This window comes from Brachybacterium sacelli, assembly GCF_017876545.1.
Taxonomy (GTDB): Bacteria; Actinomycetota; Actinomycetes; order Actinomycetales; family Dermabacteraceae; genus Brachybacterium; species Brachybacterium sacelli.
This window is the reverse complement of the sequence record NZ_JAGIOD010000002.1, coordinates 611,862-636,608: the sequence shown is the minus strand read 5'-3', so window position 1 is coordinate 636,608 and position 24,747 is coordinate 611,862. Positions and strand designations below refer to the sequence as shown.

General features: G+C 68.5%; 14 protein-coding genes and 3 rRNA genes. 3 read left to right on the top strand and 14 right to left on the bottom strand.

Annotated features, from left to right (window positions below; genetic code table 11):
* Positions 1 to 307: 307 nt before the first annotated feature.
* The 14 genes from rrf to pheS all read right to left on the bottom strand — a co-directional run bounded on the left by rrf (position 308) and on the right by pheS (position 20,817).
* Positions 308 to 424: ribosomal RNA gene (gene rrf / locus JOF43_RS17100) — 5S ribosomal RNA — on the bottom strand.
* Between the two features lie 110 nt (positions 425 to 534).
* Positions 535 to 3,606: ribosomal RNA gene (locus JOF43_RS17095) — 23S ribosomal RNA — on the bottom strand.
* Between the two features lie 350 nt (positions 3,607 to 3,956).
* Positions 3,957 to 5,475, bottom strand: a 16S ribosomal RNA gene (locus JOF43_RS17090).
* The 16S, 23S and 5S rRNA genes sit together here, the layout of an rRNA operon.
* Before the next feature lie 929 nt (positions 5,476 to 6,404).
* Complete coding sequence (gene tyrS, locus JOF43_RS17085; RefSeq protein ID WP_209904230.1) at positions 6,405 to 7,673, bottom strand: tyrosine--tRNA ligase; 1,269 nt, start codon at positions 7,671 to 7,673, stop codon at positions 6,405 to 6,407.
* A 278-nt stretch (positions 7,674 to 7,951) separates the two neighbouring features.
* A complete protein-coding gene (gene argH / locus JOF43_RS17080) occupies positions 7,952 to 9,406 on the bottom strand; it encodes an argininosuccinate lyase (protein WP_209904229.1) in 1,455 nt (484 codons plus the stop codon).
* Positions 9,403 to 10,635, bottom strand: a complete 1,233-nt coding sequence (locus JOF43_RS17075; RefSeq protein WP_209904227.1) for an argininosuccinate synthase — start codon at positions 10,633 to 10,635, stop codon at positions 9,403 to 9,405. The genes argH and JOF43_RS17075 overlap by 4 nt, the downstream gene beginning before the upstream one ends.
* Before the next feature lie 84 nt (positions 10,636 to 10,719).
* The gene (locus tag JOF43_RS17070) at positions 10,720 to 11,340 is read right to left on the bottom strand and encodes an arginine repressor (protein WP_245354592.1); all 621 of its coding nucleotides are present in this window, start codon (positions 11,338 to 11,340) and stop codon (positions 10,720 to 10,722) included.
* A complete protein-coding gene (argF, locus tag JOF43_RS17065) occupies positions 11,337 to 12,329 on the bottom strand; it encodes an ornithine carbamoyltransferase (protein ID WP_209904225.1) in 993 nt (330 codons plus the stop codon). The genes JOF43_RS17070 and argF overlap by 4 nt, the downstream gene beginning before the upstream one ends.
* Before the next feature lies 1 nt (position 12,330).
* On the bottom strand, positions 12,331 to 13,605 hold the full coding sequence (locus tag JOF43_RS17060; RefSeq protein WP_209904223.1) for an acetylornithine transaminase: 1,275 nt from the start codon (positions 13,603 to 13,605) through the stop codon (positions 12,331 to 12,333).
* Positions 13,598 to 14,638 (bottom strand): acetylglutamate kinase, encoded by a 1,041-nt coding sequence (gene argB, locus JOF43_RS17055; RefSeq protein ID WP_209904222.1) that lies wholly within the window; start codon positions 14,636 to 14,638, stop codon positions 13,598 to 13,600. Before argB ends, JOF43_RS17060 begins: the two co-directional genes overlap by 8 nt.
* Positions 14,635 to 15,804: a bifunctional glutamate N-acetyltransferase/amino-acid acetyltransferase ArgJ gene (argJ, locus tag JOF43_RS17050; protein ID WP_209904220.1), complete on the bottom strand. Its 1,170-nt coding sequence runs from the start codon at positions 15,802 to 15,804 to the stop codon at positions 14,635 to 14,637. The genes argB and argJ overlap by 4 nt, the downstream gene beginning before the upstream one ends.
* Before the next feature lie 101 nt (positions 15,805 to 15,905).
* Positions 15,906 to 17,030 carry an N-acetyl-gamma-glutamyl-phosphate reductase gene (gene argC, locus JOF43_RS17045; RefSeq protein ID WP_209904218.1) on the bottom strand — a complete coding sequence of 375 codons (1,125 nt, stop codon included), beginning with the start codon at positions 17,028 to 17,030 and terminating at the stop codon, positions 15,906 to 15,908.
* 78 nt (positions 17,031 to 17,108) lie between these two features.
* Positions 17,109 to 19,709, bottom strand: coding sequence for a phenylalanine--tRNA ligase subunit beta (gene pheT / locus JOF43_RS17040; protein ID WP_209904217.1), 2,601 nt, complete (start codon positions 19,707 to 19,709; stop codon positions 17,109 to 17,111).
* Position 19,710: 1 nt separating this feature from the next.
* A complete protein-coding gene (gene pheS / locus JOF43_RS17035; protein ID WP_209904215.1) occupies positions 19,711 to 20,817 on the bottom strand; it encodes a phenylalanine--tRNA ligase subunit alpha in 1,107 nt (368 codons plus the stop codon).
* Between the two features lie 225 nt (positions 20,818 to 21,042).
* Between pheS and JOF43_RS17030 the strand changes: the two genes are divergently transcribed.
* The 3 genes from JOF43_RS17030 (at position 21,043) to JOF43_RS17020 (ending at position 24,664) form a co-directional block, all read left to right on the top strand.
* The gene (locus JOF43_RS17030; protein WP_209904213.1) at positions 21,043 to 22,143 is read left to right on the top strand and encodes an S-(hydroxymethyl)mycothiol dehydrogenase; all 1,101 of its coding nucleotides are present in this window, start codon (positions 21,043 to 21,045) and stop codon (positions 22,141 to 22,143) included.
* Positions 22,140 to 22,760, top strand: coding sequence for an MBL fold metallo-hydrolase (locus tag JOF43_RS17025; protein ID WP_209904211.1), 621 nt, complete (start codon positions 22,140 to 22,142; stop codon positions 22,758 to 22,760). Before JOF43_RS17030 ends, JOF43_RS17025 begins: the two co-directional genes overlap by 4 nt.
* Before the next feature lie 311 nt (positions 22,761 to 23,071).
* Positions 23,072 to 24,664, top strand: a complete 1,593-nt coding sequence (locus JOF43_RS17020; protein WP_209904209.1) for an HNH endonuclease signature motif containing protein — start codon at positions 23,072 to 23,074, stop codon at positions 24,662 to 24,664.
* Positions 24,665 to 24,747: the final 83 nt, after the last annotated feature.

The window sequence follows — 24,747 nt, the reverse complement described above, 5'->3', positions numbered from 1 at the left end:
CAGGGCGTCACCGCCGTTGTACGGGGCAACAGGCGATACCGCCTCGCACACGACCGCTCAGTCTACCCTCGGGCCACCTGAAGGGCCCGCCGAGAAGGTCCCGGGGTGACGGGCAGTACGTCAAGCCGGTTCGAGGGGCAGGGAGGAGCAGTCTCCCGCACGAGGGCCAGCGCCCCACAAACTAGCCTCTAGTTCCCGATGGGACTTCACGGCCGTACGCGACCGCATCAGGGCATGAAAAAGGGGAGTGGGAGGCGCGAAACCCTGTCTCCAGGGTCTCCAGCTGCCTCCCACTCCCGTGGAAGATGTCCGGCGGCGTCCTACTCTCCCACACCCTCCCGAGTGCAGTACCATCGGCGCAATCGAGCTTAGCTTCCGGGTTCGGAATGGAACCGGGCGTTTCCTCGACGCTATGACCGCCGTAACACGACGAGACACAACCAGCCCACCAACACCACCCCCAAACGAGATGGCGTCCCGGGGTTGTTTCTCCAGAACCACACAGTGGACGCGAACACAGCACACAATACAAGTGTTGTTAAGTCATCGGCCATTAGTACCAGTCAGCTCCACACATTGCTGTGCTTCCACATCTGGCCTATCAACCCAGTCATCTACTGGGGGCCTCTCACACCACAAGGGTGCATGGATATCTCATCTTGAAGCAGGCTTCCCGCTTAGATGCTTTCAGCGGTTATCCCTTCCCGACGTAGCCAACCAGCCATGCTCTTGGCAGAACAACTGGCACACCAGAGGTCAGTCCATCCCGGTCCTCTCGTACTAGGGACAGGACTTCTCAAATATCCAACGCGCGCAGCGGATAGGGACCGAACTGTCTCACGACGTTCTAAACCCAGCTCGCGTACCGCTTTAATAGGCGAACAGCCTAACCCTTGGGACCAACTCCAGCCCCAGGATGCGACGAGCCGACATCGAGGTGCCAAACCATGCCGTCGATATGAGCTCTTGGGCAAGATCAGCCTGTTATCCCCGGGGTACCTTTTATCCGTTGAGCGACACCCATTCCACAATGGAGTGCCGGATCACTAGTTCCTGCTTTCGCACCTGCCCGACATGTCTGTCTCGCAGTCAAGCTCCCTTGTGCACTTACACTCAACACCTGATTGCCAACCAGGCTGAGGGAACCTTTGAGCGCCTCCGTTACTCTTTAGGAGGCAACCGCCCCAGTTAAACTACCCATCAGACACTGTCCCTGATCCGGATCACGGACCGAGGTTAGGAATCCAGAACGACCAGAGTGGTATTTCAACAATGACTCCACACTCACTGGCGTGAATGCTTCCCAGTCTCCCACCTATCCTACACAAGCCGTCCCGAACACCAATATCAAACTATAGTAAAGGTCCCGGGGTCTTTCCGTCCTGCTGCGCGTAACGAGCATCTTTACTCGTAATGCAATTTCGCCGAGTTCGCGGTTGAGACAGTGGAGAAGTCGTTACGCCATTCGTGCAGGTCGGAACTTACCCGACAAGGAATTTCGCTACCTTAGGATGGTTATAGTTACCACCGCCGTTTACTGGGGCTTAAATTCTCAGCGTCGACCCCCGAAAGGGTCTAACCGGTCCTCTTAACCTTCCAGCACCGGGCAGGCGTCAGTCCGTATACAGCGTCTTACGACTTCGCACGGACCTGTGTTTTTAGTAAACAGTCGCTTCTCCCTGGTCTCTGCGGCCCTCAGAGCTCTCACTCCTCGGGCCCCCCTTCTCCCGAAGTTACGGGGGCATTTTGCCGAGTTCCTTAACCACGATTCTCTCGAACGCCTCGGTATTCTCTACCTGATCACCTGAGTCGGTTTAGGGTACGGGCGACCGCATTCGTCACGCCGGAACTTTTCTAGGCAGTACAGGATCACTCACCTTCGCCCCTACGGGATCCCCATCACGTCTGACCCTCAAGGCCCCAGCATTACCCGGGGCCGGGCTGCACGCTTAGACGGACTATTCCATTAAGTCCGCGGAAGCTACCTCACTGCGTCATCCCTCGCGCTGACCTACTACAACCTTGGTTCCCAGCCTCACCACCGACCCATCCCCGAAGGGACAGGAGGCGACTCGGGTGGTTAGCATCAGCTGCCTCGGTATGGGTCCTCCTACGATCGGTTCGGGAATATCAACCCGATGTCCATCGACTACGCCTGTCGGCCTCGCCTTAGGTCCCGACTAACCCAGGGCGGATTAACCTGGCCCTGGAACCCTTGATCAATCGGCGGACGGGTTTCTCACCCGTCTATCGCTACTCATGCCTGCATTCTCACTCGTACAGCCTCCACCACTGGGTTCCCCCGCGGCTTCACCGGCTGCACGACGCTCCCCTACCCACCCCGGCACATACGTCCGGAGTGACACAGCTTCGGCGGTGTGCTTGAGCCCCGCTAAATTGTCGGCGCAGAATCACTTGACCAGTGAGCTATTACGCACTCTTTCAAGGGTGGCTGCTTCTAAGCCAACCTCCTGGTTGTCTCAGCAACTCCACATCCTTTTCCACTTAGCACACGCTTAGGGGCCTTAGCTGATGTTCTGGGCTGTTTCCCTCTCGACCATGAAGCTTATCCCCCACAGTCTCACTGCTGCGCTCTCACGTATCGGCATTCGGAGTTTGGCTAAGGTCAGTAACCCGGTGGGGCCCATCGCCTATCCAGTGCTCTACCTCCGACACGAAACACGCAACGCTGCACCTAAATGCATTTCGGGGAGAACCAGCTATCACGAAGTTTGATTGGCCTTTCACCCCTATCCACAGGTCATCCCCTCCATTTTCAACTGAAGTGGGTTCGCGCCTCCACGCGGTCTTACCCGCGCTTCACACTGCCCATGGATAGATCACTTCGCTTCGGGTCTAGAGCCGGCGACTGAACGCCCCGTTCAGACTCGCTTTCGCTACGGCTACCCCACACGGGTTAACCTCGCCACCGACCACTAACTCGCAGGCTCATTCTTCAAAAGGCACGCCGTCACCCCTCAAGGCTCCGACGGATTGTAAGCACACGGTTTCAGGTACTATTTCACTCCCCTCCCGGGGTGCTTTTCACCTTTCCCTCACGGTACTTGTCCGCTATCGGTCAAGAAGTAGTATTCAGGCTTACCAGGTGGTCCTGGCAGATTCACACCGGATTTCACGGGCCCGGTGCTACTCGGGAACAGCATCACGCCGTACAGCAGTTTCGTCTACGGGGGTCACACCCTCTACGCCATCGCACTCACCACGACTTCGACTACCACTGCACGTCCACGCCGATCCGCCGGCAGACGGACCAGACACGTCCCACAACCCCCAACCTGCAACCCCTGCCGGGTATCACACAGACCAGGTTTAGCCACCTCCGCTTTCGCTCGCCACTACTCACGGAATCACTCTTTGTTTTCTCTTCCTGCGGGTACTGAGATGTTTCACTTCCCCGCGTTCCCTCCACACCACCTATACATTCAGTGGCGGGTACCGCGACATGACTCGCGGTGGGTTTCCCCATTCGGACATCCTCGGATCACAGTTCGGTTGTCAACTCCCCGAGGCTTTTCGCAGACTCCCACGTCCTTCGTCGGCTCTTCTTGCCAAGGCATCCACCGTGCGCCCTTTAAAACTTAGACAACACAAAGACACAAAATCTAAAAATTGCTTACAAGATGCTCGCGTCCACTATGTAGTTCTCAAGAAACAACCCCACACCCACCACCACCGCCAACCAGCGATCCATGGTGAGGGAGGACCAGCCACACACCCCCAGACCCGAAAGCCCAGGAGACGCGTGCAGCCTCACAACCCAATAGCGTGTCTCCACCTCGAACCCGCCACCCCAGCCCGTTCCAGACCCCGAAGGAGTCGTACTAGAGCCGGCCATGACCGGTGAAGTGCCCATCCGTTGATGTTCCACCCGTGAGCAACCACCCCCACCACACTCGGGCAGGAAGATGGCCACCAATACTGGTGATGCTCCTTAGAAAGGAGGTGATCCAGCCGCACCTTCCGGTACGGCTACCTTGTTACGACTTAGTCCCAATCACCGATCCCACCTTCGACAGCTCCCTCACGAGGATGGGCCACTGGCTTCGGGTGTTACCGACTTTCGTGACTTGACGGGCGGTGTGTACAAGGCCCGGGAACGTATTCACCGCAGCGTTGCTGATCTGCGATTACTAGCGACTCCGACTTCATGGGGTCGAGTTGCAGACCCCAATCCGAACTGAGGCCGGCTTTTTGGGATTCGCTCCACCTCACAGCTTCGCAACCCATTGTACCGACCATTGTAGCATGCTTGAAGCCCAAGACATAAGGGGCATGATGATTTGACGTCGTCCCCACCTTCCTCCGAGTTGACCCCGGCAGTCTCCCATGAGTCCCCGCCATAACGCGCTGGCAACATGGAACGAGGGTTGCGCTCGTTGCGGGACTTAACCCAACATCTCACGACACGAGCTGACGACAACCATGCACCACCTGTGCACCAGTCCAAAGAAAGCCACATCTCTGCAGCCGTCCAGTGCATGTCAAGCCTTGGTAAGGTTCTTCGCGTTGCATCGAATTAATCAGCATGCTCCGCCGCTTGTGCGGGCCCCCGTCAATTCCTTTGAGTTTTAGCCTTGCGGCCGTACTCCCCAGGCGGGGCACTTAATGCGTTAGCTACGGCGCGGAGAACGTGGAATGTCCCCCACACCTAGTGCCCAACGTTTACGGCATGGACTACCAGGGTATCTAATCCTGTTCGCTACCCATGCTTTCGCTTCTCAGTGTCAGTAATGGCCCAGAGACCTGCCTTCGCCATCGGTGTTCTTCCTGATATCTGCGCATTTCACCGCTACACCAGGAGTTCCAGTCTCCCCTACCACACTCTAGCCTGCCCGTACCCACCGCACGCCCGAGGTTGAGCCTCGGGTTTTCACGGCAGACGCGACAAGCCACCTACAAGCTCTTTACGCCCAATAATTCCGGACAACGCTTGCGCCCTACGTATTACCGCGGCTGCTGGCACGTAGTTAGCCGGCGCTTCTTCTGCAGGTACCGTCACTTTCGCTTCTTCCCTACTGAAAGAGGTTTACAACCCGAAGGCCGTCATCCCTCACGCGGCGTCGCTGCATCAGGCTTTCGCCCATTGTGCAATATTCCCCACTGCTGCCTCCCGTAGGAGTCTGGGCCGTGTCTCAGTCCCAGTGTGGCCGGTCGCCCTCTCAGGCCGGCTACCCGTCATCGCCTTGGTGAGCCATTACCTCACCAACAAACTGATAGGCCGCGAGTCCATCCCTCACCGAAAAACTTTCCAGAAACCACCATGCGGCGGAAACTCGTATCCGGTATTAGCCTCGATTTCCCGAGGTTATCCCGAAGTGAGGGGCAGGTTACTCACGTGTTACTCACCCGTTCGCCACTAATCAGACCAGGCAAGCCCGGTCGTCATCGTTCGACTTGCATGTGTTAAGCACGCCGCCAGCGTTCGTCCTGAGCCAGGATCAAACTCTCCATGAAAACATAGAAAAAATCCCGGCAAACAACAAACAACCAGCATAAACTGCTGTATCATCCGTTAAAATTTGCCATTCAAAATAATGGCATCAACAAACAGACACGCTATTGAGATATCAAGCAACACGCGCACATCGTTCTCATCCCGCGATCGCGGTCTGCGTCAGAGGCTCGGATGCGCCGCCCGGTGTGACCCGGTGACGACTTCATGTGCTTCGTCGTCCCGGCGCGAGTCACCACTCTAGCAGTTCTTCGCGGCCAAGTCCAACTCCGCCGTCCGTGTCCCGCATCTCGTTCAGATCGCTGGGCGATCATCCCGGTGGGCCGTCCACGGCCGTCCTCCCCATTGCTCGGGAGTCCGGGTCAGCATCTCGTTCCCATCCGCTGCTGGCCGCCGGCTCCTCAGGGGAGCCTCTCGGCCTCTCGCGTCTGCGTCCTCGCTGCTGACAAGAGAGGACATTACGCGGCGCCCGGCCCACGAGCAAACCGGCGAATTCGCCCGGTGTTCACCCTCAGTGAGGGCTGTGTCTGCAGGTCATGGTGCCTTTTCCGGGTCTCGGAAAGCGCTCGTTCATGCAGATGTGATCCACGTCTGAGAGGGGCGTCACGGTCGAGGAGGTCTGCGCCGCCGGGAGTTCGAGTCCGCGGCTTCCCCGGCGGTCCCGGCCGGCTGCGTGGGCCCGGTCGGCGACCACGGTTCGCGTGCCGGGTCGCTTTCGGCGGTCGGTGATCCCGGTCGTCGGGCCCGGCCGGCGGTCCCGGCCCGCGGTCGAAGTCTTCGCGCCCGGCCGGCGGTCCCGGTCGTCGGGCCCGGCCATCGGCCCTGGTCCGCTTGCCCGGTGTGCTTGCCTGGCTTGCTTGCCCGGCTCCGGAAGCAGAACGCCCCGGAACCTCCGTCGTGGAGAGTCCGGGGCGATCTGCGGGACGGTGCCTCAACCGACGAGGCGCACCATCGCGGCGTTCTTGCGGCCACGGCGCAGGAGGAGATGCGCTCCGGGGAGCGCATCGAGCTCCCCCAGCTCCCGAGTGAGGTCCTCCGCGGTGATCTTCTCGCCGTTGACGGAGAGCCCACCCTCGTCGGCACCTCGGCGCGCAGCGCCTTTGGACTGCGCGATTCCGGAGGCGACGAAGGCATCCACCAGCGCAGTGGTCGCCGTCAGCTCGGCACCGGGCAGCTCCCGGACCAGGGAGCGGACCGTCTGCTCATCGAGCGCCCGCACGTCCCCTCGGCCGAACAGGACCGCTGCCGCGGCCGTGGCCTGGGCCGTCGCCTGCTCGCCATGGACCAGCGTGGTGAGATCGTCGGCCAGGGCGCGCTGTGCCGTGCGGAGGTGCGAGGACTCCTCCGTGGCCTGCTCGAGCTCGGCGATCTCCTCCTGCGTGCGGAAGGTGAAGTACCGCAGGTACTTCACGACGTCCGCATCGGCCGCGTTGAGCCAGAACTGGTGGAAGGCGTAGGGGCTGGTGAGCTCGGCGTCGAGCCAGATCGCGCCGCCCTCGCTCTTGCCGAACTTGCTGCCGTCGGCCTTGGTCACCAGTGGGGTGGTCAGGGCGTGGGCGTCGTGCCCCTCGACCTTGTGGATCAGGTCGACGCCCGCGAGGAGGTTGCCCCACTGGTCGTTCCCGCCGTACTGCAGGCTCACCCCGTACCGCCGATGCAGCTCGAGGTAGTCGATGCCCTGGAGCACCTGGTAGCTGAACTCGGTGTAGCTGATCCCCTCGTCGCTCTGGAGCCGCCGGGCCACGGTCTCCTTGCCGAGCATGGTGCCCATGCGGAAGTGCTTGCCCATGTCACGCAGGAAATCGAGGGCGCTCATCTCCCCGATCCAGTCGAGGTTGTTGACCATGGTCACTGCGTGATCGCCCTCGAGATCGAGGAAGCGGGAGATCTGCGAGCGCAGGCTGTCCACCCACCCGTTGACGATCTCGACGTCGTTCAGGACGCGCTCCCCGGACATGCGCGGATCACCGATCAGCCCGGTCGCACCGCCCACCAGGGCATAGGGATGGTGGCCGGCGAGCTGGAGCCGTCGCATCGTCAGCACCTGGGTCAGGTGGCCGACGTGCAGGGAGGCGGCCGTCGGGTCGAAGCCGCAATACAGGCTGACCGGTCCGTCCGCCAGAGCGCTGCCGAGCGCCTCGCGCCCGGTGGTCTGCACGACGAGTCCTCGCCAGGCGAGCTCGTCCAGGACGGAATGCATCGATCGGTTCCTCTCGGTGGGGCACGGCGTGCCGGATGGAAGGGTGCGGGTGGCCGGCGGCCGACGGCCGGTCCGGACACGGCACCGTGGACGCGGAGATGCGGCGTCGTGCGCCATTGTCACAGATCCTCGCCCGCAGGTTCTGACGGCGCCATGACCCGCGGCGGCGGCCGGCGGACTCCTGGTGGTCGCCGGCCGCCGCCGGGATACCCGGTCCGCCCTCGGGGCTCACGGACCGCACAGCGATGCCGGAGCGGTCACGCCCCGTGCCGGGCGTCTCAGCGGTCCCGGGTGAAGGCCCGCAGCTGCGCGACGGAATCGCCGACGGCCCGCTCCTGCTCGGCCACCCGTACCGGGGCGGTCCCGCCCTTGGCGTCACGGGAAGCGATGGAGCCCTCGACCGAGAGCACCTCGCGCACCGAGGGATCGAGGTGCTCGGAGATCGCGGCGAGCTCGTCGTCCGTGAGGTCCCACAGCTCCTTGTCCTGCTCCTCGGCGACCTTCACACAGGCGCCGGAGATCTCGTGCGCGCTGCGGAAGGGCACGCCGTGGCGCACCAGGTGGTCGGCGATGTCGGTCGCGAGCGAGAAGCCCTGCGGGGCCAGCTGCGCCATCCGCTCGGTGTGGAAGACGAGCGTGGCCATCATCCCCGTGAAGGCCGGCAGCACCAGGTCGAGCGAGTCGACCTGGTCGAAGACCGGCTCCTTGTCCTCCTGCAGATCGCGGTTGTACGCCAACGGCAGGGCCTTGAGGGTGGTCAGCAGGCCGACCAGGTCCCCGACCACCCGGCCCGCCTTGCCGCGGGCGAGCTCGGCGATGTCCGGGTTCTTCTTCTGCGGCATGATCGAGGAGCCGGTGGAGAAGGAGTCGTCCAGGGTGATGAAGGAGAACTCCTTCGTGTTCCACAGGATGACCTCCTCCGCCAGCCGCGAGAGATCGATGCCGATCATCGCCAGCACGAAGGAGAACTCGGCGGTCAGGTCCCGCGAGGCGGTGCCGTCGATCGAGTTCCACACCGAGTCGTCGAAGCCGAGCTCGGCGGCCACGGCCTGAGGATCCAGACCCAGGCTCGAGCCGGCCAGCGCGCCCGACCCGTACGGGGAGACCGCCGCGCGGCGGTCGAGATCGCGCAGCCGCTCCACGTCCCGCAGCAGCGGCCAGGCGTGGGCGAGCAGGTGGTGGCTCAGCAGCAGCGGCTGGGCGTGCTGGAGATGCGTGCGGCCCGGCATGGGGACGCCGTGCACCTCGCGGGCGCGCTCGAGCAGCACCTCGACGAGGTCGAGGACCCGGTCGCCGACGGCACGGGCCTGGTCACGGATGAACAGCCGGATCAACGTGGCGATCTGGTCATTGCGCGAGCGTCCGGCACGGAGCTTGCCGCCGAGCTCGCCGCCGGCGCGCTCGATGAGACCGCGCTCGAGAGCCGTGTGCACGTCCTCGTCGTCCTCGGCCGCGACGAAGGCGCCCGAGGCGACGTCGGCCACGAGCACGTCGAGCGCCTCCTGCATGCGGCCCAGCTCGTCGTCGCTCAGCAGTCCGGCGGTGTGCAGCACGTTCGCGTGGGCCTTCGAGCCGCGCAGATCGTACTGGGTCAGGCGCCAGTCGAAGTGGGTGGAGACCGAGAGCGAGGCCAGCGCGGCCGCGGGGCCGGAGCCGAAGCGTCCGCCCCACAGCGCAGCGCTGCCCCCCGACGGAGCCGAGGTGCCCTCGGGGCCCGGGGTCGCGGTGCTCACTCGGGGTCCCCGGCGGTGAGGTCCTCGCCGTTGCCGAAGGCGACGTCGCGGGCCGCGGCCTGCTTGGCGGCGAGCCCGTAGATGTCGATGAAGCCGCGGGCGCTGGACTGGTCGAAGGCGTCGCCCTCGTCGTAGGTGGCGAGGTTGAAGTCGTACAGCCCGGTCTCCGTGCGCCGGCCGGTCACGGTCGCGCGGCCGCCGTGCAGCGTCATCCGGATGTCGCCGTTGACGTAGTGCTGGGTGTCCTCGATGAAGGCATCCAGGGACTTCTTCAGCGGGGAGAACCACTGGCCGTCGTAGACCATCTCGGTCCAGCGATCGCCGACGGTGCGCTTGAAGCGCGCCTGCTCGCGCTCGAGGGTCACCCGCTCGAGCTCCTGATGGGCGGTGATCAGGGCCATCGCGCCGGGGGCCTCGTAGACCTCGCGGGACTTGATGCCCACCAGGCGGTCCTCGACGATGTCGATGCGGCCGATGCCCTGGGCGCCGGCGCGGCGGTTCATCTCCTGGATGGCCTCCAGCGGGGTGACCGCCCGGCCGTCGATCGCGACCGGGACGCCGCGCTCGAAGGAGACGACGACCTCGTCGGCGACCGGCGGGAAGGCCGGGTCGTCGGTGTAGCTGAAGATGTCCTTGGTGGGCTCGTTCCAGATGTCCTCGAGGAAGCCGGTCTCGATGGCGCGGCCCCACACGTTCTGGTCGATCGAGAACGGGTTGTGCTTCGTGGTCTCGATCGGCAGGCCCTTGCGCTCGGCGTACTGGATCGCCTTGTCGCGGGTCAGCGCGAGGTCGCGCACCGGGGCGATGCACTTCAGCTCCGGGGCGAGCGAGGTGATCGAGACCTCGAAGCGCACCTGGTCGTTGCCCTTGCCGGTGCAGCCGTGGGCGACGGTGGTGGCGCCGAACTTCTTGGCGGCCTTGACCAGGTGCTTGGTGATCACCGGCCGGGAGATCGCCGAGACGTTCGGGTAGGCGTCCATGTACAGGGAGTTGGCCTTCAGGGCGGCCATGCAGTACTCCCGCGCGAACTCGTCGCGGGCGTCGGCGACGTAGGCCTCGACGGCGCCGCAGTCCAGGGCGCGCTGGCGGATCACCTCGAGGTCCTCGCCGCCCTGGCCGACGTCCACCGCGCAGGCGATGACGTCGGCGCCGGTGGCGTCGTGGATCCAGCCGATGGCCACGGAGGTGTCGAGGCCGCCGGAGTAGGCGAGGACGATGCGTTCGGTCACGGTAATGCTCCTAGAAGAGGTCGGTTCTGACGTCGTTGCGAGGTCGGGGCGGGCGCGGCGCGGGCTGCGCCCGGGTCGGTGGGATCAGGTGCCGGGTGAGGTCCCGCCGAGGCCTGGCTCCGCAGGACGCTCCGGGGCCTCCGGGGCATCCAGGGCATCCGGCGACTCGGAGCACTCGGGCGTCTCGCGGCGCCCGTCGGCCAGTTCGAGCAGCCGTCCGGCGAGCCGCTCGCCGCCGTCGGGATCGCGGGAGACCAGCAGCACGGTGTCGTCGCCCGCGATCGTACCCAGCACGTCGGGCATCACCGATCGGTCCAGGGCGGAGGCGAGATACTGCGCACCACCCGGCGGGGTCCGCACGACGACGAGGTTGCCGCTGGCCTCGGCGGAGACGAGGAGCCCTTCCGCCAAGCGTGGCAGGCGCGCCTCCAGCAGCTCGCTCTCGGCGGGCGGACCTGCGGGTCGCGGCGTGCCGCCCTCGGGAGGGAGCCGGTAGACGAGGCTGCCGGCCGAACCGCGGACCTTCTCCGCCTGCAGCTCGACGAGGTCGCGAGAGAGGGTGGCCTGCGTGACCTCGGTCCCCTCGGCGGTCAGCAGCTGCGCGAGCTGGGACTGGGAGGAGACCTCCTGGTGGGTGAGCAGCTGGACGATGCGCTGCTGCCGGGAGGTCTTGGTCTGCGCGAGGGCCCGGCGCTGCTCGCTCATCGTCGCTCCCCGGCCCGGCGGGAGCGGGCGTCGCCGGCATCGGTTGCGGTGCCGGAACGGGTCAGCAGCCAGGTGAGCAGCGCCTTCTGTGCGTGCAGGCGGTTCTCGGCCTCGTCCCAGACCACCGAGCGCGGACCGTCGATCACGGAGGCGGCTACCTCCTTGCCCCGGTAGGCGGGCAGGCAGTGCAGGAAGATCCCCCCGGAGAGCGCCATCAGTTCCTCGGTGACCTGGTAGGGGGAGAACGTCGTTCCCCCGCGGCCGTCCTCCCCCTCCTGACCCATCGACACCCAGGTGTCGGTGAGGACCGCGGTGGCACCCGTGACGGCCTCCCGCGGGTCCTCGGTGACCAGGACGGATCCGCCGGTGGACGCCGCGATCTCCGTGGCGCGCGCGAGGATCCCCGGGTCGGGCCGGTGCGTGGCGGGGGTGGCGAGGCGCACGTCCATCCCGGCGGTCGCGCCGCCGAGCAGATAGGAGTGCGCCATGTTGTTGGCGCCGTCCCCGAGATAGGCCATCGAGCGGCCCGCCAGCGCCGCCTCCCCTTCGGCCAGTCCCCCGGTGTGCTGGGCGATGGTCTGCAGATCCGCCAGGATCTGGCAGGGGTGGAACTCGTCGGTCAGGGCGTTGACGACGGGGACGGTGGCGTGCGCCGCCATCTCCTCGATCCGCTCCTGGCCGAAGGTGCGCCACACGATCGCCGAGACCATGCGGGTGAGCACCCGGGTGGTGTCGGCGATCGACTCTCCGCGGCCCAGCTGGCTCGACCCGGCCTCCATCACCAGCGGGCTGCCGCCGAGCTCCGCGACACCGGTCGCGAAGGAGACGCGGGTGCGGGTCGAGGACTTGTCGAACATGATCGCAACCGTGCGCGGGCCCTCGAGGGGGCGCTGGGCGAAGCGGTCCCCGGCGAGCTCGAGGGCGAGCGCCAGGACCTCCTTCTGCTCGGCAGGGGCGAGGTCGTCGTCGCGCAGGAAGTGGCGGGGCATGTCAGTTCTCTCCATCGGCCGTGGCGGCCGTGAGCAGGTCGGGCAGGGCGGCGACGAAGGTGTCGAGATCCGCCGAGGTGATGATCAGGGGCGGGGCGAGTCGCAGGGTGGACTCGTCGGGCGCGTTGAGGATGAATCCGGCCTCCAGGGCCTCCGCGGCGACCTGCTTGGCGATCGGCTGGGCCAGTCCGATCCCGAGCAGCAGCCCGTCCCCGCGCACCTCGGTGATCAGCGGGTGCTCGAGCGCGAGCACGTCGGCGCTCACCTGCGCGCCGACGGTGCGCACGTGCTCGAGCAGGCCTTCCTCGAGCAGGGTGCCGATCACGGCGAGGCCGGCGGCGGCGGCGAGCGGGTTGCCGCCGAAGGTGGTGCCGTGCTGACCGGGCTGCAGGAGGTCGTGGACGTCGGCGCCGAAGCTGAGGACGGCACCGACCGGGAATCCGCCTCCGAGGCCCTTGGCCAGAGTCATGACGTCGGGCTGCAGTCCCTCGATCGCCTGGTGGGCGAACCAGTGCCCGGTGCGGCCCATGCCGGTCTGCACCTCGTCGAGCACCAGCAGCGTGCCGTGGTCGCGGGTGAGGCGCCGCAGCGCCCGGAGGTACTCGCCCCCGAGCGGGCGTACCCCCGCCTCGCCCTGGATGGGCTCGGCGAACACCGCGGCCACGTCCCCGGGAGCGAGGGCCTCGGCCAGGGCCCGCTCGTCGCCCGCCTCGAGGAACTCGACCCCGCCGGGCAGGGGTTCGAAGGGGGCGCGGTAGGCCTCCTTCGACGTCAGCGCCAGGGCGCCCATCGTGCGGCCGTGGAAGGAGTTCGACAGGGCGAGGATGCGCGGACGTCCGGTGCGGCGGGCGATCTTGAAGGCCGCCTCGTTCGCCTCGCTCCCGGAGTTCGCGAAGAACACGCCGGAGCCGGCCGGTGCGCCGGCGAGGGTCAGCAGCTTCTCGGCGAGCTCGATCTGCGGGGCGGTGGCGAAGAAGTTGGAGACGTGCCCGAGGGTCTCGGCCTGCTTGGTCAGCGCCGAGAGGATCGCCGGATGTGCGTGGCCGAGAGCATTCACGGCGATGCCGCCCAGCAGGTCCAGGTACTCGGTGCCGTCGGTGTCCCAGACCCGCACTCCGGCGCCGCGGGCGAGGATCCTCTGCGGGCTGCCGAACACGGGCAGCAGCGCCTCGCGGTACCGCTCGGCAAGGCCGCCGGTGCCCTCGCCGGCACCTGCGGAGTGAACCGGGGCGTCGGGGGCGGCGCCCGGGAGCTTCTTCTGATCCTGCTCAGACATAGTCGTCCCTCCTGACCATCGTGCCGACACCCTTGGTGGTGAAGACCTCCAGCAGCACCGCGTGCTCGATGCGCCCGTCGATCATCGCGGCGGTGCGCACGCCGGCGTCGACAGCGCCGAGCAGGGCCTCCGCCTTCGGGATCATCCCGCTCGTGAGGGTGGGCAGCATGGAGCGCAGATCGGAGGCGGAGATCTCGGGGATCAGCGAGCCGCGGTCGGGCCAGTCGCGGTACAGGCCCTCGACATCGGTGAGCATCACGAGCTTCTCGGCGTCCAGCCCCTCCGCGAGCGCGGCGGCGGCGAGGTCGGCGTTGATGTTGAGCACCTCGCCGGTGGGGTCGCCGGCGGCGTCGACCTCGGGGGCGATCGAGGAGATCACCGGGATGCGGCCGCTGTCGAGCAGGTCGCTGATCGCATCGATGCGCACCCCGCTGACCGCGCCGACGTGCCCGAGGTCGACGTCCTCGCCGTCGACGACGGTGCCGCGCCGGGTCGCGGTGAACAGTCGCGCGTCCTCCCCCGACATCCCGACGGCGAAGGGGCCGTGATGATTGATGAGGCCGACGAGCTGGCGGCCCACCTGCCCGACCAGGACCATGCGCACCACGTCCATGGTGTCGGCGTCGGTGACGCGCAGACCGCCCTGAAAGGTGGAGTCGATGCCGACACGATCGAGCATCGAGCTGATCTGCGGTCCGCCGCCATGGACGACGACGACGTGGATCCCGGCCAGGCGCATGAAGACCATGTCGGCCGCGAAGCGGCGCCGCAGCCCCTCGTCCACCATGGCGTTGCCGCCGTACTTGACCACCACGATCCTGTCGCGGAAGCGCTGCATCCAGGGCATCGCCTCGATGAGCACCTCGGACTTCTCGCGTGCCTCGGTGCGGGCGGCGTCGAGCTGGGCGAGGGGGTTCTTGCCGACCAGCGGGCCGTCGTCGGTCGCCGACTGCGCGGCGCCGCCGGCGGCCGGGCTCGGCTCGGAGATCACGGGGGGCTCAGGAATCTCGGGGGTCTCGGGCTGCGGGGTCATGAGGAGTAGGCGCTGTTCTCTTCGACGTAGTCGTGGGTGAGGTCGTTGGTCCAGATGTCCCCGGTCGCCGAGCCGGCCCCGAGGTCGACCTCGATGACGGTCTCGCGGGGGGTCATGTCGACCTCGGAGCGGTCGCGGTGGGCGCCGCCCTCACGGCACACCTGCACACCGTTGACGTGCACCGAGAGGTCAGCGGGGTCGAAGGGGGCGTCGGCCTCGCTCACACACCCGGCGGCCGCCACGATCCGGCCCCAGTTCGGGTCGTTGCCGAAGATCGCGGCCTTGACCAGGTTGGAGCGCGCGATCTCGCGGGCGACGGCGAGGGCCGCGTCCTCGGTGCTCGCGGAGCGGACCACGACGTGGACGTCGTGGCCGGCGCCCTCGGCGTCGGCCACGAGCTGGCGGGCGAGGTCCGCGCTGACCGCGCGGACCGCCTCGGTGAGTTCCTCGACACCCACGGTGAGGCCACTGGCCCCGGAGGCCAGCAGGATCACGGTGTCGTTGGTCGACATGCAGGCGTCGGAGTCGACCCGGTCGAAGGTGGTGGAGGTCGCGGTGCGCAGCGCGGTCCGCGCGATCTCGGCGTCGACGTCCGCGTCGGTGGTGAGCACCACGAGCATCGTCGCGAGCTGGGGCGCGAGCATCCCGGCACCCTTGGCGATGCCGCCGACGACGACCCCGGATCCGGTCGTGGCCTCGGCGGTCTTCGGCACCGAGTCGGTGGTCATGATCGCCCGGGCAGCAGCGGTATCGGCCTCCGCGCCGGCTGCGAGCTGCACGGCCGCGGCGGTGGCGCCGGTCAGCAGCGGCTCCATCGGCAGCCGCTCGCCGATCAGCCCGGTAGAGCAGACCAGGACGTCCTGCGCGGAGACGTCGAGGACGCCGGCGAGGTGCTCGGCGGTGCGGTGGGTGTCGGCGAAGCCGTCGGGGCCGGTGCAAGCGTTGGCGCCGCCGGAGTTGAGCACCACGGCGCGGGCCCGGCCGTCGGCCACGGCGCGGCGCGACCAGAGGACGGGTGCGGCCTGCACGCGGTTGGCGGTGAACACCGCAGCGGCGGTGTCGCGAGGGCCGTCGTTGACGACGAGGGCGAGGTCCGGGGCGTCGGCGGACTTGATGCCGGCGTCGAGTCCGGCGGCACGGAAGCCGCGGGGGCGGGTGATCGACACGAGGTCTCCTCGGGCGGGACGGGGCCGACGGTGCGGGGCCGTGGGCTGGAGGGTGACAAGGGGCTGTGCTCAGCAGGATCGGCGAGATCGTCGCCGGCGGGTCAGGGGGCGATCGCGGTCCGGGTGAGGCCGGTGGTCTCGGGGATCCCGAGCGCGAGGTTCAGCGACTGGAGCGCGGCTCCGGCGGTTCCCTTGACCAGGTTGTCGATCGCCGCGATCACGGTGGCCTGGCCGCTGCGTCGGTCCGTCGCGGCGCCCAGGCGCACGGTGTTCGCCCCGACCACCTCGCCGGTCGAGGGGAAGACGCCCTCCTCGAGGACGGTGACGAAGTGCTCCTCGGCGTAGTCGGCGCGGAGGGTCTCGAGCAGGTCCGCGGTGGTGGCCGAGTCGCTGACCGGAGCGGTGATGACCGCGAGGATGCCGCGGCTCATGGGCACCAGCACGGGGGTGAAGCTCAGGCGGACGTCCTCGCGGCCGGAGGCGCGACGCAGGTTCTGGAGCACCTCGGGGATGTGGCGGTGGGTGCCGCCGACCGCGTAGGCGGACGCGGCGCCGGAGATCTCGCTGAACAGCAGGTGCTGCTTGGGTGAGCGGCCCGCACCGGAGGGGCCGACGGGCAGCACGGCGCTGAGCTGCGTGGCATCGAGCAGCCCGGCGCGCACGAGCGGGGCGAGGGCCAGGGAGACCGCGGTCGCGTTGCAGCCGGGGACGGCGATCTCCCGGGCGCCGACCAGCAGCTCGCGCTGACGGGTGCCGTCCGCCAGCGGCAGCTCGGGCATCCCGTAGGTCCAGGTGCCGGAGTGCTCACTGCGGTAGTACTCGGCCCAGTCCTCGGCGCTCTCGAGGCGATGGTCCGCGCCCAGGTCGAGGACCAGCACGTCGGGGTCCTCGGCCCGCAGGGCGGCGGCGATCTGTCCCGACTGCCCGTGAGGCAGGGCGAGGACCACCACGTCGTGCCCGCGCAGGGTCTCCACCGTGGTCTCCTGCAGCACGGGATCGCGGCCGAGATCGATGTGCGGGGCGACCTCGCTGAGACGCTTGCCGGCGCTCGAGTGCGCGGTGACCGTCGCGACCTCGATGCCGGGATGGCCGGCCAGCAGGCGCAGGGCCTCCCCGCCGGCGTAGCCGGAGGCCCCGACGACGGCCGCCCGCGGCAGGCGCGAGGGGGCGGCGCCCGCGGTCGAGGACGCGGCGGCGGTGGAGGGGACACCCGGTGCAGACGACATACCGGAAGTATATACAGCTGAGTGCATGATCAGCCAATGCAAAGTCTGCGGGCGCCGTCACACCGGGCGGCGCCTCGCTCAGGCCCGCAGCACTCCCCCGACAGCGGTACCGACCGTCGCGATGCAGCGCGCACGGGCCTCGCCGATCTCCTCCGCGCTCAGGGTGCCCTCGGACGAACGCAGCCGCACCGCGAAGGCCAGCGACTTCTTGCCGTCGCCGATCTGGTCCCCGGTGTAGACGTCGAAGAGGTGGACGTCCTCCGCGAGGTCGCCGATGCCCACCACGATCGCGGCCTCGACCGCGCTCGCCGGCACCGAATCCTCGACCACGAAGGCGAAGTCCTCCTTGGCCAGCGGGTACGTGGAGACCGGGGCGGCCCGCACGACGCCCGGCGCCGAGGCGATCAGCGCCTCGAGATCGAGCTCGAGTGCGCTCGCGCGCGCCGGGAGCGCGAACTCCTTGACCACAGCGGGGTGCAGCTCACCGGCGTGGCCGATGACGGCGGGCTCCCCGTCGGCCCCGGTGATGCGCAGCTCGCCGGCGCGACCGGGATGGAAGGGCGCGGACTCGACCTGGCGCACCTCGAGCCGGGCGCCGACGGCCGCGGCCGCGCGATGGGCGAGATCGAAGGCATCCGCCCAGCCCCAGGCTGCGGGCTCGCCCTGCCAGGAATCCGGCCCGGAGGCGCCGCCGACGACCGCGCCCAGTGCGCGCGTCTGCGCGGGAAGTGCGCCCAGGAGCTCCTCGAGCTCCGCATCGGTGGGGCGCTGCGCGGCCGGCGGGATCGGCGCGCGCGCCTCGCCGCCCCGGGCGATCGAGGTGGTGGCGACCTGGAAGATCGCGACCGACTCCTCACCACGGCCGAGGTTGCGCCGTGCCACCGGCAGCAGGGACTGCAGCAGCGAGGTGCGCAGCAGAGGCTCGTCGTCGGCCAGCGGGTTCAGCAGACGCACCGCGTCGCGCCGCACGTCGCCGGCCTCGTAACGGAGGGTGTCGAAGACGCCGGAGGCGACGAAGGGGTAGGAGGCGACCTCGGTCAGGCCCGCCTCGACGAGCGCCCGGTGGGCGTGCCGGCGAGCGCGCTGGGCGACCGTGAGTCCGCGGCCGCCGGGAGCCGTCGGCAGCACCGAGGGGATCTTCTCGTAGCCGACCAGTCTCGCGATCTCCTCGACCAGGTCCTCGCGGAGGGTGAGGTCCGGGCGCCAGCTCGGGGGCGTGACCACGAGGACGCCCTCCCCGCCGTCGTCGACCGTGCAGCCGATCCGCTCGAGGGCCCCGCGCACCTGCGCCGGCGAGTACTCGATGCCCACCACGCGCTCGGCGTCGCCGACGTCGAGGCGGATGGCGTCCGGCTCCTGGACCGCTCCCTCGTCGGTGCTCCGCGCGGCGATCTCGCCGCCGCCGAATCGCGCGATCAGCTGGGCGGCCCGGGAGGCGGCCACCAGCGGCAGCCGGGGATCCACGCCCCGCTCGAAGCGCTTGGAGGCCTCGGAGGGCAGACGGTGCCGACGTGCGGAGCGGGCCACCGTGACCGGCTCGAACGTCGCGGCCTCGAGAATGATGTCCTTCGTGGCTCCGGAGACCTCGGTGTCCTCGCCGCCCATGACGCCGGCGATGCCGAGCACTCGCGCGCCCTCACCGCCGTCGCTGTCGGTGATCAGCAGGTCCTCGGGATCGAGGGTGCGAGTGACGTCATCGAGCGTGGTGAGCTTCTCCCCACGACGGGCGCGGCGCACCACGATCGGGGCGACGACCTGCTCGGCGTCGTAGGCGTGCAGCGGCTGGCCGAAATCGAGCATCACGTAATTGGTGACGTCCACGATCAGGGAGATGGGTCGCATCCCCGCCTGGGTGAGACGGCGCGCCATCCAGCGGGGCGTCTGCGCGCTCGGATCCACGCCGCGCACTTCGAGGGCGACGAAACGGCTGCAGCCAGGGCGGTCGCGGACAGGAGCATCATCGCGCAGCTGCACGTCGACACCGGTCCCGTGCGGAGCGGCGAGGTCGACCGCGGTGACCGGATCGGTGAAGGCGGCGCCGGTGGCGTGGGAGTACTCACGAGCCACCCCGCGCATCGAGAAGCAGTACCCGCGGTCCGGGGTCACGTTGATCTCGACGATCTCGTCGGCGAGCCCCAGCAGGGCGATCGCGTCGTCCCCGGGCTCCGCCGTCACGCCCTCGGCGTGGCCGCGGCCCAGCACGATGATGCCGTCCTCGCCCGAAGGGTCCTCGCCCAGTCCCAGTTCCTGGCCCGAGCAGATCATGCCGTCGGAGGTGTGCCCGTAGGTCTTCCGGGCAGCGATCGCGAAGTCCCCGGGCAGCACCGTGCCGGGCAGGGAGACCACGACCAGGTCGCCGCGTTCGAAGTTGTGCGCGCCGCAGACGATGCCGCGGCTGGGCCGCTCCTGCCCGGGCTGGGGGTCCTCGGGGTCGTCGGCGGCCTCGTCGTGCTCGGGCCCGACGTCCACACGCACCCAGTTGATGGTCTTGCCGTTCTTCTGCGGCTCGCCCGCGAGGTCGAGCACGCGGCCGACGACGAGTGGGCCGGTCACCTGCGCGCCGATGATCGCCTCCTCCTCGAGGCCGACCCGCGAGAGGTCGGTGGCCACCTGCAGGGCCGAGGCGCCGGTGGGCAGGCTCACGTGCTCGGCGAGCCAGGTCAGGGGAATGCGTGGCATCTCAGATCTCCGTCCCGTAGTGCTGGGAGAAGCGGACGTCGCCCTCCACCATGTCGCGCATGTCCGCCACCCCGTTGCGGAGCATGAGCAGGCGCTCGATCCCGAGCCCGAAGGCGAAACCCTGGTACCGGTCGGGGTCCACCCCCGCGGCGCGCAGCACGTTCGGGTGGACCATGCCGCAGCCGCCCATCTCGATCCAGCCGGTGCCGCCGCAGACCCGGCAGGCGGGGTCGGCGTCATGGTCCGGACCCAGCCGTGCCTCGCAGTTGAAGCAGCGGAAATCCATCTCGGCACTGGGCTCGGTGAAGGGGAAGTGGTTGGGGCGCAGCCGCGTGATGGGCTGCCCGCCGAAGAGATGGGCCGCGAAGGCGTCCAGGGTCCCGACGAGATTCGCCATGGTCAGGTTCTCGTCGATCGCGAGCCCCTCGACCTGGTGGAACATCGGCGAGTGGGTGGCATCGATCTCGTCCGCGCGGTATACGGTGCCGGGGCAGATGACATACAGCGGGGCGCCGCGCTCGAGCATCGCGCGGATCTGGACCGGCGAGGTCTGGGTGCGCAGCAGCATCCCCGAGCCCTCGGGCGCGACGTACAGGGTGTCCTGCAGGGAACGGGACGGATGCTCGGGATCCGCGTTCAGCGCATCGAAGTTCAGCCAGGACGACTCGATCTCCGGGCCCTCGGCGACCTCCCAGCCGATCCCGACGAAGAAGTCGTCGATCCGGTCGGTGAGCGTCGTCAACGGGTGCGCGGCACCGCGGGGCCGCCGATCCGTCGGCAGCGTGACATCGACGGTCTCGGCGGCGAGCGCGGCCTCCTCCTCGGCGGCCGCGAGCTCCGCCTGGCGGGCGGCCAGCGCCTTCTGCACACGACCCTTGCCCTGGCCCACCAGCTTGCCGGCTGCCGCCTTCTGGTCCTTGGGCAGATCCTTGATCGCGCGGTTCGCGGACGTCAGCACGCTCGCATCGCCGACGTGCTCCGTCCGGACCTGCTTCAGGGTGGCGGTGTCGGGGGCGGCGGCGATCGCCGCGAGCGCGGCATCGATCGCGGCGGTGATGGTCGCCTCGTCGATCTGGGGCGCCTCGGGCGTGGGAGATGTGTCGGACACGGGCATCGCTTTCGTCGGCTGAGGTCCTCAGTGGTCACGGGTGCGCGGGCACCGGAAGGCGGGCACCGCGGACCATTCTAGGAGCCCCGGGGCCCGGACGACGGCCATGCCTGCAGCGGGCCCGCGGCCACCGCTCGCGCCGCCCCGGATCCCGGCCGACGACGGGCACCGCACCACCGCTCACGGATAGGCTGACCGGGAACCCCGACCTCGAAGGAGGCCAGCATGTCCTGGACCGTGAAGGGCGTCGTCGCCCACGCCGAGAAGCAGCCCGCCGAACTGGTCGACATCGTCGTGCCGGACCCGGGGCCGAACGATGTCGTCGTCGACATCGAGGCCACCGGCGTCTGCCACACCGATCTCGCCTATCGCGACGGCGGCATCAATGACGAGTTCCCCTTCCTGCTGGGCCACGAGTCCGCCGGCCGCGTCTCCGTGGTCGGCGAGAACGTCACCCATGTGGAAGTCGGCGACTACGTCGTGCTGAACTGGCGCGCCGTGTGCGGCGAGTGCCGTGCCTGCAAGAAGGGTGTGCAGCAGTACTGCTTCGCCACCCACAACGCGTCGAAGCCCATGACGCTGAGCGACGGCACCGAGCTGACGGCGGCGCTGGGCATCGGCTCCTTCGCCGAGAGGACGCTGGTCCACGAGGGCCAGTGCACCAAGGTCTCGCCGGAGGCCCCGGCAGAGGTCGTCGGACTGCTCGGCTGCGGCGTCATGGCCGGCATCGGCGCCGCGCTTAACACCGGTGCCGTCCAGCGCGGGGAGTCCATCGCGGTGATCGGCCTGGGCGGCGTGGGCTGCGCGGCGATCGCCGGAGCGGAGCTCGCCGGCGCCACCACGATCATCGGTCTGGACGTGGACGAGAAGAAGCTCGCGGCCGCCGAGGAGCTCGGCGCCACCCACACCCTGGCCACCAAGGACCTCTCCCCGCAGCAGGTCGCCACGAAGGTCCAGGAGCTCACCGGCGGCAACGGCGCGGACCTCGTCGTCGACGCCGTCGGCATCCCGCAGACCTACGAGACCGCGTTCTACGCGCGGGACCTCGCCGGTCGCGTCGTGCTGGTCGGGGTCCCGCGGCCGGACGTGGAGATCACGCTGCCGCTGCTGGACGTGTTCGGCCGGGGCGGCGCGCTGAAGTCCTCCTGGTACGGAGACTGCCTGCCCGAGCGCGACTTCCCCTACCTCACGGACCTGTTCCTGCAGGGCCGTCTGCCGCTGGACCGCTTCGTCACCGGACGCACCGACCTGCCCGGGGTCGACGCGGCCCTGGACTCCCTCCACGAGGGCGACACCCTGCGCACCGTGGCGGTGGTCGGCCGATGAGCGCTCGCCTGGACCACGCCACCACCTCCGGCACGTTCAGCCTCGACGGGGAGACCCATGAGGTCGACAACAACGTGTGGGTGCTCGGCGATGACGAGCAGTGCGTCGTGTTCGACGCCCCGCACGACGTGTCGACGGTCCGTGACCTGGTGGGAGAGCGCGAGTGCGTCGGCATCCTGCTGACCCACGCGCATGACGACCACGTCCGGATGGCCCCAGAGCTCTCCGAGGCGCTCGAGGCGCCGATCCTGCTGAACCCCGCCGATCGCGAGGTCTGGCAGCTCACCCACGGTGATCTCCCCTGGGACGGCGACGTCACCGACGGCGACATGTTCACCATCGCCGGCGTGGACCTCGAGGCCCTGCACACCCCTGGCCACTCCCCCGGCTCCACCTGCTACTACGTCGCGGAGCTCGGCGCGGTGTTCAGCGGGGACACGCTGTTCCAGGGCGGACCCGGGGCCACCGGACGCTCCTTCTCCTCGCGCGAGACGATCGAGCAGTCGGTCCGCGAGCGCCTCTTCGCACTGCCGGAGGACACGGTGGTGCACACGGGCCACGGCCCCGACACCACGATCGGCGCCGAGAAGGAGGCCGCTCGCGGCGAATGGCTGTGAGGGGCCCGATGAATGCGAGGGCTCAGGGACCTCGCTCCTGATGAGCACGCCTGCTGTCGTACGGCGGCGGTCGCAGAAGCGCGACCGCCGCCGTACGACGTCGGGTCGGTCAGCACCTCACCCTCCCTGCGGCGGATATGTATGCGCCGCGCCGATCGTCCAGGTGTTCGATCGCCTGTCGCAGCAGGTCAGAACCCGTGACGGGTTTTCCACAATCGCTCAGTCGTCACACCCCTCGCGGTAGAATAGGTCACATATTCGACGAGGCGGCGGGGCAGCTCCCGCCGAGGACTGCGAGGAGGCGAGAGGCGATGGGCGAGTTCGACGACAGCTCGGCCCCGTTCCTCCTCGCGCCTGCCGGTCCCGAGGCGGATGCAGCGCGGGAGAAGGCCGTGGCGCGCACGCGACGCCGTGCGGCGATCTCCCGCAACAGCGTCCGCCGAGCCGGCCTGGACCGCTCCCCGCACACGGCGCAGAAGCTGGCGGAGCTGTGGGACAGCGGCAGGCAGGACTCCTGCCGTCTCGCCGAGCGATACCGCGTCGTGATCGAGTCCTCGCAGGATCCGCTGGGTCCCGAGCTCGACAGGGACGGCGCCGCCATGGACGAGCTGCACGTCTCCCTCGCCCTGCGTTGCACGAGGGTGCAGGCCGCCCGCATGATCCGCGAATCGCACCGTGTCGGGGTCCTCCTCCACCGCAGCCTCGAGCGATTAGGCGAGGGGGACTTCCCGGTGGCGTGGTTCGAGCGACTTCTCGAGCGCACCGGGGATCTCGAGGACGATGCCGTGCGGGAGGTCGACGAGGCGCTCACGCTGGCGGACCTCGCCGTGAGCCCCGAGGCCTTCTCCCTCCGCCTGGGCCACCTGATCACCGCGGCGACCTCCCACAGCGCGCTCCCGGAGCACGCATCGCCCGAGGCCCGACGCCGCGTGGTCCTCGATCCGCCGCGCCCTGATGGCACCGGCTGCCTGCGCGTCATCGGTCCCATCCCCGAGGTGCTGGATCTCAGCCGTCGTCTCGATCAGGCCGCGCACGCCGTGAAGAACTCCCAGCTGGCCGCCCTGGAGGACGGCACCCCGCTGCCCGCGGACCCCGGGGGCGTCATCGAGAGCACCGGGGAGGTCCCGACGATCTCCGGGACCCGCTACACGGTGCTGATGGGCGCCGTTCTCGACACCGACGGGGTCGAGGTGCCCACCACCCGGTTCCGCGTGAACGTGACCGTCCCGTTCATGACGCTGCTCGGGGAATCCGACGCTCCCGGCGTGCTCGACGGCACCACGCCGATCCCGGCTGCGATGGCGCGCGACCTCGCCGGGCGCGAGAGCACCTGGTACAGGGTGCTCACCGACCCGACCTCCGGCCGCTTCCTGCCCCTCGCTGCGGATCGCTACCGTCCGAGCGCCGAGCAGCTGGAGCACCTCCGCCTTCGCCATCCCGTCTGCGCCGTGCCGGGCTGCAACCGACCCACCTCGTGGCTGGCGGAGACGGACCACCTCGAGGAGTTCGACCACGAGGACCCGTCCACCGGCGGGCGGACCGCGGTGGAGAACCTGCACGACCTCTGCCGCGAGCACCACCGGCTCAAGACCCTGGGCCTGCTCGATCCCGTGCGCGATGACCCGGCCGGGAAGACTTGGTGGGACGTGTCGGGGATGCTCATGACGATGCAGGAGGACGCACGCGACCTCGCCACCGATCAGGTCATCGCGGAGATGACCGCCGCCTGGGAGCAGTTCGAGACCAGGCGACGGATGCGCGAGGAGAGCGCGCGAGGACGACGCGAGGTCCAGGAACGGGGACTCTCCCCCGGTGACGAGGCCGCCGGGCCCGATGGCGAGGCCGGATGGTGGATCGGCCGCGGCGGCGAGCTCCATCCGCCCGAGAAGCCGCCGCCGTTCTGACCTGCCTACGGGACCCGATCAGCGCGTCGGCGTCTCGTCCCCGGGGCCGATCCCCGGCCGTTCACGTCTGGCACGGCGCTGCC

Bases quoted from the DNA above. Each gene is read 5' to 3' on its own strand.
- tyrS (WP_209904230.1), bottom strand. From the start codon at position 7,673: ATGCATTCCGTCCTGGACGAGCTCGCCTGGCGAGGACTCGTCGTGCAG.
- JOF43_RS17070 (WP_245354592.1), bottom strand. From the start codon at position 11,340: ATGAGCGAGCAGCGCCGGGCCCTCGCGCAGACCAAGACCTCCCGGCAG.
- argF (WP_209904225.1), bottom strand. From the start codon at position 12,329: ATGCCCCGCCACTTCCTGCGCGACGACGACCTCGCCCCTGCCGAGCAG.
- JOF43_RS17060 (WP_209904223.1), bottom strand. From the start codon at position 13,605: ATGTCTGAGCAGGATCAGAAGAAGCTCCCGGGCGCCGCCCCCGACGCC.
- argB (WP_209904222.1), bottom strand. From the start codon at position 14,638: ATGACCCCGCAGCCCGAGACCCCCGAGATTCCTGAGCCCCCCGTGATC.
- argC (WP_209904218.1), bottom strand. From the start codon at position 17,030: ATGTCGTCTGCACCGGGTGTCCCCTCCACCGCCGCCGCGTCCTCGACC.
- pheT (WP_209904217.1), bottom strand. From the start codon at position 19,709: ATGCCACGCATTCCCCTGACCTGGCTCGCCGAGCACGTGAGCCTGCCC.
- JOF43_RS17030 (WP_209904213.1), top strand. From the start codon at position 21,043: ATGTCCTGGACCGTGAAGGGCGTCGTCGCCCACGCCGAGAAGCAGCCC.
- JOF43_RS17025 (WP_209904211.1), top strand. From the start codon at position 22,140: ATGAGCGCTCGCCTGGACCACGCCACCACCTCCGGCACGTTCAGCCTC.
- JOF43_RS17020 (WP_209904209.1), top strand. From the start codon at position 23,072: ATGGGCGAGTTCGACGACAGCTCGGCCCCGTTCCTCCTCGCGCCTGCC.